Annotated in this window: 11 protein-coding genes; 5 read left to right on the top strand and 6 right to left on the bottom strand. The window is 52.9% G+C overall.

All coding sequences use genetic code 11. The features are described from left to right. Positions 1 to 226: 226 nt before the first annotated feature. The gene (gene dtpB, locus GUC46_RS01155; RefSeq protein WP_044702793.1) at positions 227 to 1,699 is read left to right on the top strand and encodes a dipeptide/tripeptide permease DtpB; all 1,473 of its coding nucleotides are present in this window, start codon (positions 227 to 229) and stop codon (positions 1,697 to 1,699) included. 48 nt (positions 1,700 to 1,747) lie between these two features. Here the strand turns inward: dtpB and GUC46_RS01150 are convergent, their stop codons facing one another. Beyond that, positions 1,748 to 2,251 (bottom strand): Rrf2 family transcriptional regulator, encoded by a 504-nt coding sequence (locus GUC46_RS01150; RefSeq protein ID WP_003023361.1) that lies wholly within the window; start codon positions 2,249 to 2,251, stop codon positions 1,748 to 1,750. A 231-nt stretch (positions 2,252 to 2,482) separates the two neighbouring features. Between GUC46_RS01150 and GUC46_RS01145 the strand changes: the two genes are divergently transcribed. Then, a complete protein-coding gene (locus GUC46_RS01145; protein WP_130715258.1) occupies positions 2,483 to 3,682 on the top strand; it encodes an NAD(P)/FAD-dependent oxidoreductase in 1,200 nt (399 codons plus the stop codon). 92 nt (positions 3,683 to 3,774) lie between these two features. Here GUC46_RS01145 and rsmJ read toward each other — a convergent pair whose 3' ends face one another. Continuing rightward, entirely contained in the window at positions 3,775 to 4,524 is a 750-nt protein-coding gene (rsmJ, locus tag GUC46_RS01140; RefSeq protein WP_130715259.1) for a 16S rRNA (guanine(1516)-N(2))-methyltransferase RsmJ, read from the bottom strand. A 134-nt stretch (positions 4,525 to 4,658) separates the two neighbouring features. Then, entirely contained in the window at positions 4,659 to 6,701 is a 2,043-nt protein-coding gene (gene prlC, locus GUC46_RS01135) for an oligopeptidase A (protein ID WP_130715260.1), read from the bottom strand. 208 nt (positions 6,702 to 6,909) lie between these two features. Between prlC and GUC46_RS01130 the strand changes: the two genes are divergently transcribed. Together GUC46_RS01130 and gorA are read left to right on the top strand one after the other, a co-directional pair. Next, on the top strand, positions 6,910 to 7,752 hold the full coding sequence (locus GUC46_RS01130; protein WP_102191063.1) for a 23S rRNA (adenine(2030)-N(6))-methyltransferase RlmJ: 843 nt from the start codon (positions 6,910 to 6,912) through the stop codon (positions 7,750 to 7,752). A gap of 104 nt (positions 7,753 to 7,856) precedes the next feature. Beyond that, the gene (gene gorA / locus GUC46_RS01125; protein WP_003837777.1) at positions 7,857 to 9,209 is read left to right on the top strand and encodes a glutathione-disulfide reductase; all 1,353 of its coding nucleotides are present in this window, start codon (positions 7,857 to 7,859) and stop codon (positions 9,207 to 9,209) included. A gap of 66 nt (positions 9,210 to 9,275) precedes the next feature. Here the strand turns inward: gorA and dinQ are convergent, their stop codons facing one another. Next, entirely contained in the window at positions 9,276 to 9,359 is an 84-nt protein-coding gene (dinQ, locus tag GUC46_RS01120; RefSeq protein WP_003837776.1) for a damage-inducible type I toxin DinQ, read from the bottom strand. A 382-nt stretch (positions 9,360 to 9,741) separates the two neighbouring features. Beyond that, the gene (locus GUC46_RS01115) at positions 9,742 to 11,136 is read right to left on the bottom strand and encodes a cytochrome-c peroxidase (protein WP_003837773.1); all 1,395 of its coding nucleotides are present in this window, start codon (positions 11,134 to 11,136) and stop codon (positions 9,742 to 9,744) included. A 427-nt stretch (positions 11,137 to 11,563) separates the two neighbouring features. On the opposite strand from GUC46_RS01115, the gene GUC46_RS01110 reads away from it, so the two are divergent. Further along, a complete protein-coding gene (locus GUC46_RS01110) occupies positions 11,564 to 13,213 on the top strand; it encodes an alpha,alpha-trehalase (protein WP_003846147.1) in 1,650 nt (549 codons plus the stop codon). Between the two features lie 27 nt (positions 13,214 to 13,240). Here GUC46_RS01110 and GUC46_RS01105 read toward each other — a convergent pair whose 3' ends face one another. Next, positions 13,241 to 14,830, bottom strand: a complete 1,590-nt coding sequence (locus tag GUC46_RS01105; RefSeq protein WP_048232972.1) for an STY4199 family HEPN domain-containing protein — start codon at positions 14,828 to 14,830, stop codon at positions 13,241 to 13,243. Between the last annotated feature and the right edge of the window lie 148 nt (positions 14,831 to 14,978).

Genomic DNA, 14,978 nt, shown 5'->3' with positions numbered 1-14,978 from the left:
GCCCGCCTTTGCGGGCGTTTTTGTTTTTATCATTCAGACACAATTAGTACATCAATCCAACAAATAAATCATAATTAGTGTGATCAACTAATTGGATCGAAAACTATCTCTATAATACTCTACACCTGCGGCCAATAACCGCAGTCTATAACAAAATAAGACTTTTTCGGCGCGTTTAAGCATACGCGTTCATACTTTTCGGGATGGCTTTGAAAGGCGATGGAATATGAATAAAACTGCACCTACGGGCTTGCTGCAGCAACCTCGTCCGTTCTTCATGATCTTCTTTGTGGAATTATGGGAACGATTTGGCTATTACGGCGTTCAGGGCATCCTGGCGGTATTTTTTGTTAAGCAGCTCGGCTTTTCGCAGGAACAGGCATTTGTCACCTTTGGTGCATTTGCCGCGCTGGTCTACGGCCTGATCTCGATCGGCGGCTACGTCGGCGACCATCTGTTAGGTACCAAGCGCACGCTGGTACTCGGCGCCATTGTGCTGGCGATCGGCTACTTCATGACCGGGATGTCACTGCTTAAGCCCGACCTGATTTTTATTGCTTTGGGTACCATTGCCGTCGGTAATGGGCTGTTTAAAGCCAACCCGGCAAGCCTGCTGTCAAAATGCTATCCACCGAAAGACGCCCGTCTGGACGGTGCTTTCACCCTGTTTTATATGTCGATTAACATCGGTTCACTGCTGTCGTTGTCGCTGGCACCGGTGATTGCCGATAAGTTTGGCTACGCGGTGACCTATAATCTGTGCGGGGCCGGGCTTATTGTCGCGCTGTTGGTCTACTTTGCCTGCCGTGGAATGGTGAAGAATATCGGTTCAGAGCCGGACCATAAGCCGCTGAATTTCCGTAATCTATTCTGCGTGCTGGCTGGAACGATAGTGATGGTATTTATCTGCGCCTGGCTGATGCACAACGTGCAGATTGCCAACCTGGTGCTGATCGTCCTGTCAATTGCCGTGACGATCATCTTCTTCCGTCAGGCCTTCAAACTGGATAAAACCGGGCGCAACAAAATGTTCGTGGCCTTTATCCTGATGCTGGAAGCGGTGGTGTTCTACGTGCTGTACGCGCAGATGCCAACTTCGCTGAACTTCTTTGCTATCAATAACGTGCACCATGAAATTCTTGGTTTCGCCATCAACCCGGTAAGCTTCCAGGCGCTGAACCCGTTCTGGGTGGTACTGGCGAGTCCGGTACTGGCTGCAATCTATACCCGCCTGGGCAACAAAGGTAAAGACCTGACCATGCCGATGAAGTTTACGCTCGGTATGTTCCTGTGCTCGCTGGGTTTCCTGACCGCCGCTGCAGCCGGAATGTGGTTTGCCGATGCGCAGGGGCTGACGTCGCCGTGGTTTATCGTGCTGGTGTATCTGTTCCAGAGCCTGGGTGAACTGCTGATTAGCGCCCTGGGGCTGGCTATGGTCGCCGCTCTCGTGCCACAACACCTGATGGGCTTTATCCTCGGGATGTGGTTCCTGACCCAGGCAGCAGCCTTCCTGATGGGGGGTTATGTCGCGACATTCACCGCCGTACCAGAGAACATCACCGACCCGCTGCAAACGCTGCCTATCTATACCAACGTCTTCAGTAAGATTGGTCTGGTGACCCTGGCCGTAACGGTGGTGATGGCGATTATGGTGCCATGGCTGAACCGCATGATTAATACGCCGAGCACCGAGCAATAACCTTCAGTGCCGGATGGCGGCTATTGCCCTATCCGGCATTTTCACTCGCTACCCTTTACGCGCGTCTATCCACTCCTGCACTTCCACCACAAAGGTGTCCGGCGCTTTGCGGTACATTTTGCGCGCCAAGTCCAGAATCGTATGCTGACCGAGCGCTTCTTCCATCCGCTGCTGGGCCATGTCCATTACCGAACGCACACCACAAATGCCTTCACAGGCCCACTCTGGTGGATGTTCCTCAAATACCGCCAACCGCTGGCGAATTTCACGACATTCAAAGATGCGCTTATCACCATCAATAGCATTCACCACATCCAGCACAGTGATGTGTTCAGCAGGTTTAGCTAACTGGAAACCACCGCCCTTGCCTTCAATGCTGCGCACCAGACCCGCTTTGGACAGACGGGTGAAAATTTTTGCCAGATAGTCATATGGCACACTTTGCAGTTCGGCAATTTCCCGCACGCTCATATCCCTCGCGTCGCCCTTACTATCGACCATACACATCAGGCTATGAATGCCGTACTCAACCCCAGAACTGTAGAATGCCATTCTCTTATCTCAGTCAAAATTAATCTGAGTTTATTGTAGCTTTTTCGTTTCACTCATTCCAGACAGCAAAGTAACCCCTCTTCACAATAAAAATTTAAATACATATTTATCAAATAGATAATAAAAACCCTCACCCTTTGAAGCAAAAAGGATCTCGATCGCATTGCAATTCTTAACTACGACAAATAAAATCCGAGTAAATAATTCGTAGTCACCAGTGAGAAAACTCCAATGCGTAAACAAATTCTGATCGTGGGCGCCGGCTTTGCCGGTATGTGGGCAGCATTAAGCGCCGCACGACTGGCGGATAAACATCAGCAGGCCATTGATATTACAGTAATTGCGCCACAGCCAGAGCTGCGTGTCCGCCCACGTTTTTATGAAAGCGCCGTTCATACGCTGGTCGCACCACTGCAACCGCTGTTTGACGTTACCGGCGTCAACTTCCTGCAAGGTCACGTCGAGCAAATCCTCCCGGACTCTAAAGAGGTGAGCTGGAAAGATGCCAACGGTGACATTCATCTGCGCCGCTACGACCGCCTGGTGCTTGCCAGCGGAAGTCACGTAAACCGCGACGCCGTCACCGGTGCCGCCGAGCACGCGTTTGACCTCGACCAACTTGAGAGCGCCGCCGTACTGGAGCAGCACATTAACGATCTGGCATTACAACCGGAGAGTGAGGCTCGCAATACGGTAGTGGTCTGCGGCGGCGGCTTTACCGGCATTGAAATGGCGCTGGAATTACCAGGTCGTTTGCGCGAAATATTGGGCACTGATGCTAAGACCAGAGTTGTCGTAGTTGAGCGCGGCGCTCAACCGGGCGGACGCTGGAGCCAGGAATTACGCGACGTGATTATCGAAGCCTCTGCTGAACTGGGCGTTGAATGGTTGGTCAATGCGGAAGTCGAAAGCGTTGATGCCTGCGGCGTAACGCTGAAAGATGGACAGGTGATTTCTTCCCAGACAGTTATCTGGACCGTCGGCGTTCAGGCTAATAGCCTGACAGCACAGATTAACGCCCCGCGCGATCGCCAGGGCCGTCTGCATGTCAATGCCAATCTACAGGTTGTGGGTCACGATGATATCTACGCCACTGGCGATGTAGCCTACGCCGCCACCGACGACAAAGGCAATCATGCGCTGATGACCTGCCAGCACGCCATCTTGCTGGGTAAATTTGCCGGTAATAACGCCGCGGCAGACCTGTTAAACATAACACCACTGCCATATCGTCAGGAAAACTACGTCACCTGCCTGGATCTTGGTGCCTGGGGTGCGGTGTATAGCGAAGGATGGGATCAGCAGGTGAAACTGACGCGCGCAGAAGCGAAAAAGCTGAAGGTGTCGATTGTCAGCGAGCTGATTTACCCGCCGAAGGCGGACCGCGCGGTAGCGTTTGAGATTGCCGATCCGCTGGCACCGTTTGTTTAACCCGTGATGCCGGATGCGGCTACCGCCTTATCCGGCCTACTAACGGCACCGAGCTGTAGACCCGATAAGGGCACTATAGCTGACCATCTGGCCTATGCCGTTCCCGCATAAATATCGAACCGATGCCCTTTTGTAACTACCGCGTTCGGCGTTGCCACGTCGGCCAGCGGCGGCGCGTAGTCCGGACGTTTCACCACCACTCGTTTGGTGGCTAACTGACGAGCAGGCTCCAGCAGCCCATCCGCATCCAGATCCGGCCCCACCAGCGACTGAAACACACGCATCTCTTTTTTCACCAGCGCGCTTTTCTGCTTATGCGGGAACATCGGGTCGAGGTACACCACCTGCGGGCGCGGTGTGATATCGGTTAACGCCGTCAGGCTCGACGCGTGAATCAACTGCAAACGCTCCTGCAGCCACGGACCGATTTCCGGGTCGGCATACCCGCGCGCCAGGCCATCGTCAAGCAGCGCAGCAACCACCGGGTTTCGTTCCAGCATTCGTACGCGACAGCCTACCGAGGCCAGTACAAACGCATCGCGCCCCAGCCCTGCGGTTGCATCGACCACATCCGGCAGGTAATCGCCTTTAATGCCGACCGCCTTCGCCACCGCTTCACCACGGCCACCGCCAAATTTGCGCCGATGGGCCATCGCACCGCCCGCGAAATCCACGAAGATACCGCCGAGTTTAGGTTCGTCACGTTTGCGCAGTTCCAGATGTGCTGTCGTCATCACCAGCGCCATCAGGTTATCTTCATCGTGTTCCAGTCCCCAGCGGGCGGCCAGAACAGATAAGGCGCTGTCTCCGGCGCCTGTTTCATCAATTAAGCAGATTTTCAATTCCGCTTTACCCTAAATAATTCGAGTTGCATCAAGACAACAAGTGAAGGAATCCCTGGGAACGTACAAATAGTACGTGACCAGGGTGAGTGAGCGCAGTTGCCGAAGAGGCAGCTTGAAGTATGACGGGTAAATCAGCCTTTAATCCCGTAATGCTCCAGCATCGCATCCAGCTGTGGCTCGCGGCCACGGAAGCGTTTGAACAGTTCCATCGGCTCTTCAGAACCGCCACGGGTGAGGATGTTATCGAGGAACGATTGTCCGGTTTGACGGTTGAAAATCCCTTCATCTTCGAAGCGAGAGAAGGCATCCGCCGCCAGCACGTCGGCCCACAGATAGCTGTAGTAACCCGCCGCGTAGCCCCCTGCAAAAATATGGCTGAAGGCATGCGGGAAGCGGCCCCAGGTTGGGCCCGGCACCACGGCGACCTGTTTCTTGATTTCCGCCAGCGTGTCGAGGATTTTCGCCCCTTGCTGCGGGTTAAATTCCGCGTGCAGACGGAAATCAAACAGACCGAACTCCAGTTGACGCAGAATAAACAGCGCCGCCTGGTAGTTTTTCGCCGCCAGCATTTTATCCAGCAGTTCCTTCGGCAGCGGTTCGCCGGTTTCATAATGGCCGGAGATAAACGCCAACGCTTGTGGCTCCCAGCACCAGTTTTCCATAAACTGGCTCGGCAGTTCGACCGCATCCCATGGCACACCGTTGATACCGGAAACGCCCGCGGTTTCGATACGGGTCAGCATATGGTGCAGACCGTGGCCGAACTCGTGGAACAGGGTAATCACTTCATCGTGGGTAAACAGCGCAGGTTTACCGTTCACCGGACGGTTAAAGTTACAGGTCAGGTAGGCAACCGGTTTTTGCAACGTGCCGTCGGTTTTACGCATCTGGCCGACGCAGTCGTCCATCCACGCCCCGCCGCGTTTATGTTCACGGGCATACAGGTCGAGGTAGAAGCTGCCGCGCAGCTCGTTGTTTTCGTCATACAACTCGAAGAAACGAACTTCCGGGTGCCAGACGTCAACATCGGTGCGCTCTTTGGCAGTGATGCCATAAATACGTTTAACCACTTCAAACAGACCGTTAACGGCTTTGTTCTCCGGGAAATAAGGACGAAGCTGCTCGTCACTGATGCTGTAGAGGTGCTGTTTTTGTTTCTCGCTATAGTAGGCGATGTCCCACGGCTGAAGCTCATCAACGCCAAATTCCGCTTTCGCGAAGGCGCGCAACTGGGCCAGCTCTTTCTCACCCTGCGGACGGGCACGTTTCGCCAGATCGGTCAGGAAGTCGAGGACCTGCTGCGGGTTTTCCGCCATTTTGGTAGCCAGAGATTTAAAGGCGTAGCTTTCAAAGCCCAGCAGCTGTGCCAGTTCGTGGCGCAGCGCAAGGATCTCTTCCATTATCGGGCTGTTGTCCCATTTGCCAGCGTTCGGCCCCTGGTCAGACGCGCGGGTGGAGTAAGCGCGATACATCTCTTCACGCAGTCCCTGGTTGTCACAGTAGGTCATCACCGGCAGGTAGCTTGGGATATCCAGCGTTAACAGATAGCCTGCCTGCTCTTTGGCTTCCGCCTGGGCCTTCGCCGCAGCCAGCGCGCTTTCCGGCATACCAGCCAGCTCGGCTTCATCGGTGACTAACTTCGTCCAGCCCATCGTGGCATCAAGGACGTTATTGCTGTACAAGTTGCCGAGCTCAGACAGACGGGTGGCGATTTCACCATAACGCTGCTGTTTTTCCTTCGGCAGACCGATACCAGAAAGCTCAAAATCGCGCAGCGCGTTATCGACCGCTTTTTTCTGCGCGGTACTCAGGGTGGCGTAATGATCGCCATCACGCAGGTCGCGGTACGCTTTGTACAGGCCTTCATGTTGTCCAACCCAGGTGCTGTATTCAGACAGCAGCGGCAGCGTTTGTTCGTAGGCTTCACGCAGTTCCGGGCTGTTTTTCACCGAGTTCAGGTGGCTAACAGGAGAGAAAATACGCCCCAGCACATCGTCAACTTCCGCCAACGGCTGGCAGAGATTTTCCCAGGTGTACGGCGCGCCCTGCGCAACCACTCGCTCAACGTTTTCGCGGCAATCGTTCAGCGCCTTAGTGACGGCAGGCACGACATGCTCAGGCTGAATTTTAGAAAACGGCGGCAGTGCGAAGGGAGTCAGCAATGGATTGGTCATTAGCGCGGTCCTGTTGAAAAGAGTGAATGAAGCGCGTATCCGGCGCTGTGCATATTAATTTGTACAATGGGGTTAAGTGTAGAGGATTTCAATGCTAACCGTGACGGAAAGACGCCCGGTGGTGCTGCGCTTACCGGGCCTACGGGTAATCTGTGCCGATCTGCTGTAAACTGTGGCAAATCGTCATTTCAGCGGAATTTCATTACCCATGCTCAGTTATCGCCACAGTTATCACGCAGGCAACCACGCCGACGTCCTGAAACACACCGTCCAGAGCCTGATCATTGAATCGCTCAAAGAGAAAGAAAAACCGTTTCTCTATCTGGACACCCATGCTGGCGCTGGCCGTTATCAGCTGAGCAGTGAGCATGCCGAACGTACCGGTGAATATCTGGAAGGGATCGCCCGTATCTGGCAGCAGGACGATTTGCCTGCCGAACTGGAACCCTACATTGGCGTAGTGCAACATTTCAACCGTAGCGATCAGTTGCGCTACTACCCGGGCTCTCCGTTAATTGCTCGCCAGCTGCTGCGCGAACAGGATAGCCTGCAATTAACTGAACTGCACCCGAGCGACTTTCCCCTGCTGCGCGGCGAATTCCAGAAAGATGAGCGCGCACGCGTGGCCAAAGCCGATGGTTATCAGCAGCTGAAAGCAAAATTGCCGCCGGTTTCACGTCGTGGGCTGATCCTTATCGATCCACCCTACGAAATCAAAAGCGACTACCAGGCGGTGGTCACCGGTATTAACGAAGGCTACAAGCGTTTCGCGACCGGCACCTATGCGCTGTGGTATCCGGTGGTTCTGCGCCAGCAAATCAAGCGCATGATCCACGATCTCGAAGACACCGGCATCCGCAAAATTCTGCAAATTGAACTGGCGGTGCGCCCGGACAGCGATCAGCGCGGTATGACAGCGTCTGGCATGATTGTGATTAACCCACCGTGGAAGCTGGAGCAGCAGATGAACAACGTTCTGCCGTGGTTGCACAGCAAACTGGTTCCGGCAGGAACCGGTCATACCTCGGTAAGCTGGATCGTGCCGGAGTAATCGCAGCCATCGGTGGAACCTTTTAATATCAGGTATACAATCGCGAATATTTTGGCGGATGGCGTAACGCTTCTCCGCCCTACAATGAACATGAAGGAGCGGTCATGACCAAGCACTATGATTACATCGCTATTGGCGGCGGCAGCGGCGGTATTGCCTCCATTAACCGTGCAGCAATGTACGGCCAGAAATGCGCACTGATTGAAGCCAAAGAGTTAGGCGGAACCTGTGTTAACGTGGGCTGCGTACCAAAGAAAGTGATGTGGCATGCCGCCCAGGTTCGCGAAGCGATCCACATGTACGGCCCGGATTACGGTTTCGACACCACCATCAATAAGTTCGACTGGGATAAACTGATCGCCACGCGTACCGCTTATATCGATCGTATTCATACCTCGTATGACAATGTGCTGGGCAAAAATAATGTCGATGTGATTAAAGGTTTTGCCCGCTTTGTGGATGCCAAAACCATTGAAGTGAACGGTGAAACCATTACTGCCGATCATATTTTGATTGCTACCGGCGGTCGCCCGAGCCATCCGAACATTCCGGGTGTGGAATACGGGATCGACTCCGATGGCTTCTTTGAGCTGCCCGCACTGCCGAAGCGCGTTGCGGTCGTCGGCGCAGGTTACATCGCCGTTGAGCTGGCAGGCGTGATTAACGGCCTGGGTGCCCAAACGCATCTGTTCGTGCGTAAACACGCGCCGCTACGCAGCTTCGACCCGATGATCGTCGACACGCTGGTTGAGGTGATGAACGCCGAAGGCCCGACTCTGCATACTCACGCGATTCCGAAAGCGGTCGTTAAAAACGCTGACGGCAGCCTGACCCTGCAACTGGAAGATGGTCGTAGCGAAACGGTAGATTGCCTGATTTGGGCAATTGGTCGTGAACCAGCCACCGATAACTTCAACCTGGCAGTTACTGGCGTGAAAACCAACGAAAAAGGCTACATCGTCGTTGATAAATATCAGAACACCAGCGTGCCGGGAATTTATGCCGTCGGCGATAACACCGGTGCCGTTGAGCTGACGCCGGTTGCTGTTGCCGCGGGCCGTCGCCTGTCTGAGCGTCTGTTTAACAACAAACCGGACGAACATCTGGACTACAGCAATATCCCGACCGTGGTCTTCAGCCATCCGCCAATTGGCACCGTCGGCCTGACCGAGCAGCAGGCTCGCGAACAGCACGGCGATGACCAGGTAAAAGTGTATAAATCATCGTTTACCGCGATGTATACCGCTGTCACTTCACATCGTCAGCCGTGCCGCATGAAGCTGGTTTGCGTCGGTCCGGAAGAGAAGATTGTCGGTATTCACGGTATTGGTTTTGGAATGGATGAAATGCTGCAAGGCTTCGCGGTCGCACTGAAAATGGGCGCAACCAAGAAAGACTTTGATAACACCGTTGCGATTCACCCAACGGCAGCAGAAGAGTTCGTTACCATGCGTTAATCGCACTTCATGAGTGTTAAAGGGCAAAGAGGGGTTAGCTCTTTGCCCTTAGTTACGTTTCCGCTATCAGTTCAAAAGTTGCAGCAGATAGCGGATCAGCTCCAGCAACGCAATTAACGCTCCCAGAACGATGATTGCTTTATCAATCACCCGTTTTCTCCATCAGGTGGAGTGAGAATGCACCCGCTTACTCATCCATTGCCTGTCACGGGGCATGCTCCATTGTTAGATGATAACTATCTCACCCCGGCCAGAGCATCGGCCAACGGCACCACCCGTTTCGCCGATCAGGACTTAGAAAGCGTTTAGCGCGCGTCCGGAAGGGATAAGTTACAGAGCTAACTGGATAAGTATACAGTTCTTTTAATCGTAACTGCCAGCGCATTCTTGCAATAGCACCGTTAAGGTAATAGGATTGAAGCGTTAGATGATAACTATCTCACTTCGGCCAGAGCCACCAACTCGGGCTGAAGCGTAAAAAAACCGACGTGAAGTCGGTTTTTTTACGTCCGAATCAGGACCAGGGCAAAGTCTATTTACCCTGCATATATGGCGTATACACGCCGTTTAAGCTTTCGAGGAACGCCACGATATCGTCGATATCTTCCTGCGGCAGTTCTTTACCCACCTGATAACGCAGCATCAGTTTTACCGCACCGTCGAGCGTAGGCACATCACCTCGATGGAAATAAGGCGCGGTCAGCGCAACGTTACGCAAGCCAGGGACTTTTTGACGCAGCTTGTCACGTAATTCATTAGTGACGTTCATGCGGCCAATATCTGCAGCAGTGACCTCGCCGAAATTAAAGTCCTTTTTCAAACCCAATGGCTCAAATGAACGCCCGCCTAAAATAATACCGCCATGACAGGTCGCGCACTTATTATCTTTAAACAACTGATAGCCATGTTTCTGCTGGGCAGTTAACGCCGCTTCATCGCCGCGTAGCCATTTATCAAACGGCGAATTTGGCGTAATTAGCGTTTTCTCAAACTCAGCAATCGCATCGGTAATATTATCTCCGCTGAATCCCTGCGGATAAACCGCGATAAACTCTTGTTTGAGTTGCGGATCTTTATCCAGTTTCTGAATAATTTCATCCCAGGATTTAGACGCCATCTCGATAGGGTTCAACGGCGGGCCGCCTGCCTGCGCCTGCAATGTTGGTGCTCGACCATCCCAGAATTGTTCCACGTTGAAGACAGAGTTAAATACCGTCGGCGCGTTGATAGGACCAACCGCGCCGCCTACGCCGATTGACGTTTTGCGACCATCTACGCCCCCCGCATTCAGGGCATGGCAGTGCGCGCAAGAAATCGTGCTGTCACCGGAAATACGCGGGTCGTGGTAAAGCGTAAAGCCCAGCGCCACTTTACGGGCATCGGTCGGAATGCTTTCCGGTATCGGCTGCACAGGCTCGTTACGATGCTGCGCGGCGGTATCGTTACTGGCGTAATACTGCTCGCGCTGTTTCGCAATCCAGCCCAGGATCTCTGCTCGCTCCGTATCGCTTACCTTGCCAGCCCAGTGCAGTGCGGTATAACGCGTCGGCGGCATGGTGTCGTACTGCATCACCCATTCAATTTTATTCAGGTCGCTTTGCGAAACGGGTTTATCTGCGACCAGCGCCGCACGAACGGCCTCAAGATTGAATGATTTGTATCCCAGTTGAATATCGTAATTCATCAACTGCTTAGCGACAGGAAAAGAAGAATAGAAAGGTAATTCAGCTGAAGGCGTGTGACAATAATCGCATCCTTTTTCGCGTAAAAAACCTAATACTTTATTATTTTCTTCCAGCGTAGAGGCCTGAACATCTGCCTGTTTACTACGTTGATTATCGTGATACCACACATAACCGGATAATCCAAAATAACAAATCACGACGCCAGCTATGGCTATCGCGGTAAGACGGGTAATGATTTTCATTATTTTACCCTCACCGTTGTGAGTTATTGTGACCCAGAAAAATTAGAATAATGAGTGCATAGTCTTTGTCAGACTTAACCATCATAGAAAGTAAGGGATTTATTATTTTGATAAGTATCAAGCAATTACATGGGGGATAACTATCGATAGAATAGCCTGTGCCTATTACGGAGATAAGCCGTTATGGTTTTCCGTTCACACCTCGTTGCAATCGAATGTTCTGAAAATAAAATATCTTCAGGTCACGCAGAATTATGAATTCTTCATTATATTCATTGGGATAGTCTTATTTTCTAAATAATATGCAGCACTAAAACGTGATCAACCGCACGCTTTACTCACCAGACACCGAAGCGAATGTCTACGCTTAACTGACGACCGGGCAATAGCCTTAATCTTTCAACGTCCATCGGAGGTCTTTCTCATTATGCTCAACCAGAAACTACCCCACGCCCCTTCAGAAGAAATGACGATCGATATCGATCTGCTTTATGAAATGGATCCGTGCGAGTTAAAGCTGGATGAAATGATTGAGGCAGAGCCTGAGCCGGAGATGATTGAAGGGCTGCCCGCCTCAGATGCGTTAACCCCGGCCGATCGTTACCTTGAGCTGTTCGAACACGTCCAGTCGTCGAAACTGTTTGCCGATAGCAAAACCTTCCCCGACTGTGCGCCCAAAATGGATCCGCTGGATATTTTGATCCGTTATCGCAAGGTCAAACGCCACCGCGACTTTGATCTGCGACGTTTCGTCGAGAACCATTTCTGGCTACCGGAAACGCCCTCCAGTGAATATGTGTCCGATCCGGCAAGCTCGCTGAAAGAGCATATCGATCAACTGTGGCCTGTGCTGACGCGCGAGCCGCAGGATCACATTCCCTGGTCCTCGCTGCTGGCGTTACCGCAGTCATATATTGTGCCCGGTGGACGTTTTAGCGAAACCTACTACTGGGATTCCTACTTTACCATGCTGGGTCTGGCAGAGAGCGGCCGCGAAGATCTGCTGAAGTGTATGGCGGATAACTTTGCCTGGATGATTGAAAACTATGGTCACATCCCCAACGGTAACCGTACCTACTACCTGAGCCGTTCGCAGCCACCGGTTTTTGCGCTGATGGTGGAACTGTTTGAAGAAGATGGCGTGCGCGGCGCGCGTCGCTACCTTGAACATCTAAAAATGGAATACGCATTCTGGATGGATGGCGCCGATTCCCTGGTGCTCAACCAGGCCTACCGTCACGTGATCAGAATGTCGGACGGCTCTCTGCTCAACCGCTATTGGGACGATCGTGATACCCCGCGTGATGAATCATGGCTTGAAGACGTTGAGACCGCCAAGCATTCGGGTCGTCCACCCAATGAGGTGTATCGGGATTTGCGCGCGGGCGCGGCCTCTGGCTGGGATTATTCCTCGCGCTGGCTACGCGATGCAGGCCGCCTTGCCAGCATACGCACCACGCAGTTCATCCCGATTGATCTGAACGCATTCCTCTACAAGCTGGAAAGCACTATCGCCAATATTTCCGCGCTGAAAGGCGACAAAGAAACGGAAGCGCAGTTTCGCCAGAAAGCCAGTGACCGTCGCGATGCGGTAAACCGCTATCTGTGGGACGATGAAAACGGCTGCTATCGCGATTACGACTGGCGGCGCGAACAAATGGCCCTGTTCTCTGCCGCCAGTATTGTGCCGCTATATGTCGGTATGGCAACACATGAACAAGCCGACCGGCTTGCTAACGCGGTTCGCAGTCGCCTGCTCACGCCCGGTGGTATTTTAGCCACGGAGCATGAAACTGGGGAACAGTGGGATAAACCGAACGGCTGGGCGCCGCTGCAGTGGATGGCGATCCAGGGCTTCAAACTGTACGGTGACGACCATCTCGGGGATGAAATCGCCCGTAACTGGTTGAAAACGGTGAATCTCTTTTATCAGGAACACCACAAGCTTATCGAAAAATACCACATAGCCGACGCAGCGCCGCGCGAAGGCGGCGGCGGGGAATATCCGTTGCAGGACGGCTTTGGCTGGACCAATGGCGTGGTGCGCCGACTCATCGGTTTGTATGGCGAACCCTAGCGGTTGACGGTCTGATTCATCAGGATGTCAGTTAATCGCATCGTACAACTCGGCGTGAATTTTCTGCCATTTCTTGTTCTCAGGGCTTGGCTGGGCGCGAACACGCAGCTCGGCCTGCTCAAGATTATATTGCTGACGCGCAACGACCGCAGGCACCGAACAAAAACTTTGCAGATAACTTTTATGCAGCGATGTGAGTGACGCCCCATTCGACATCGCATGGCTGAGCGTAGTCATAAACTGTCGGCATGGTTTGCTTTCATCCATCTGCGAAGGGTAACGCAGCAGCAGTCTCAACACCTCGGTATTGCCCGCTGAGAACGCCTGCTCCGTCCACGCCAGCTTCCAGTCCATCCCACCCTGCAGGAACAGTGACGTCACGCGAGTGTCATTGCGATCGATAGCCGCCCGCATGTTAAAGGCATCCCAGGTGATACCCATTCGGGTCACCGCCTCCCGCGCGCTGGGGGCGTCACGTCGCGGTTCCTCCTGCACAATTTCAACGGATTGTCCGGATGACGCCTGTGGCGCTGGCGAAGTGAATAACCAGAACGCACCCAGCGAAATCGCCAGCACCATCACGCCGACCGCTACCCACAACATGCCGGAAATTAGCTGTTCACGTTCTTCTGCCGAGCGTTTGGCTCGCTTCTCCGGCGGATCAATACTGTCTGCGATTTCATGCTTATCGCCTCCCGCTTGCTCGTCTTTTTGCTTTGCCGTTTCCCAAAACTGGCGGACCATGGACTCATCAGATTCCAGATACGACGCAGGATTAATGCGCGTACGTCGTTCTTCAAACGCCCGTTGCACAGGATGAGTTATCTGCCGGTACTGGTAGTCCAGCAACAGCAATTGTACTGAGGTTAGCGGTTGTTGCGCGATAACACAGTTACGAGCCAGGCGGCAATCATCCAAAAACATGCGTAGCGTGATGCGCGGCTCAACAAACGACATCAGCACCGAGGTATCGTTAAAAATCTGTGTAAAGTGGCGAACAAATAATTTCTTATCGACGACCATCAGTGCCAGCTCGCTAAACATCATACCGTCCAGCGCATCTCGTCCTTCGCCCAACTTTAGCCAGCGACGCAGACGTTCACCGCCAAAGTGCTGTTTCAGAAAGCTGTTGAGAGGATGTTGATCCGGCCATACCCGCGCAATCAGGGATTTGAGGGTTAATTCTATTGCGCGAAGTTGACGCTGCGCCCGCATCTGAGCATCCGGCTCTACAGGTGTAATTTCGGTTTGATACTTCAGGATGGGCTGTTGCTGGCGTAATTGTTCCAGAGAGGCCACAAAGCGCAGCGCTGAAATCAGCTGGTTTTCACTGACGTCCTGACCATTTTCATATTGGGGTACACTCTGTTGAAGATGGCGTAGCCGCAGAGTGAACTGGCTCAATTGCGCATCATTCATCTGCAACCGTCTGGCGACAGCCCCCCAGCCGCCCAGATTCAGTCGAGCCTGATCCAGTTGTTCGAGAAACCACCGAGGGTCTTTGCCTTCTGTGACATGTACGCCTAACAGCAATAATATTTCTATCGACGCCTGACGGATAATCCCCAGACAATGTTCAAAGGGTGTACATGTCGCTTGTAACGCGCTATTGGTCATCATCTTCCCTAAAAGGACCCAAAACGTGCGGCCTCATCATGGTATGTAATTATCTTTTTTAAACGCAACGTTGTGCCGATGTAGACTAAAACACATTCATATAGCAAATAAATAAGTTTTACAGTGACTTCCGCACAATCATTGAAAA

Source organism: Citrobacter sp. LUTT5, assembly GCF_009905315.1.
Taxonomy (GTDB): domain Bacteria; phylum Pseudomonadota; class Gammaproteobacteria; order Enterobacterales; family Enterobacteriaceae; genus Citrobacter; species Citrobacter freundii.
This window is presented reverse-complemented; position numbering and strand designations above follow the sequence as displayed.

Coding starts and splice junctions, on each gene's coding strand:
- GUC46_RS01115 (WP_003837773.1), bottom strand. CDS start 11,136: ATGAAAATCATTACCCGTCTTACCGCGATAGCCATAGCTGGCGTCGTG.
- GUC46_RS01110 (WP_003846147.1), top strand. CDS start 11,564: ATGCTCAACCAGAAACTACCCCACGCCCCTTCAGAAGAAATGACGATC.
- GUC46_RS01105 (WP_048232972.1), bottom strand. CDS start 14,830: ATGACCAATAGCGCGTTACAAGCGACATGTACACCCTTTGAACATTGT.
- prlC (WP_130715260.1), bottom strand. CDS start 6,701: ATGACCAATCCATTGCTGACTCCCTTCGCACTGCCGCCGTTTTCTAAA.
- gorA (WP_003837777.1), top strand. CDS start 7,857: ATGACCAAGCACTATGATTACATCGCTATTGGCGGCGGCAGCGGCGGT.
- GUC46_RS01150 (WP_003023361.1), bottom strand. CDS start 2,251: ATGGCATTCTACAGTTCTGGGGTTGAGTACGGCATTCATAGCCTGATG.
- dtpB (WP_044702793.1), top strand. CDS start 227: ATGAATAAAACTGCACCTACGGGCTTGCTGCAGCAACCTCGTCCGTTC.
- GUC46_RS01130 (WP_102191063.1), top strand. CDS start 6,910: ATGCTCAGTTATCGCCACAGTTATCACGCAGGCAACCACGCCGACGTC.
- GUC46_RS01145 (WP_130715258.1), top strand. CDS start 2,483: ATGCGTAAACAAATTCTGATCGTGGGCGCCGGCTTTGCCGGTATGTGG.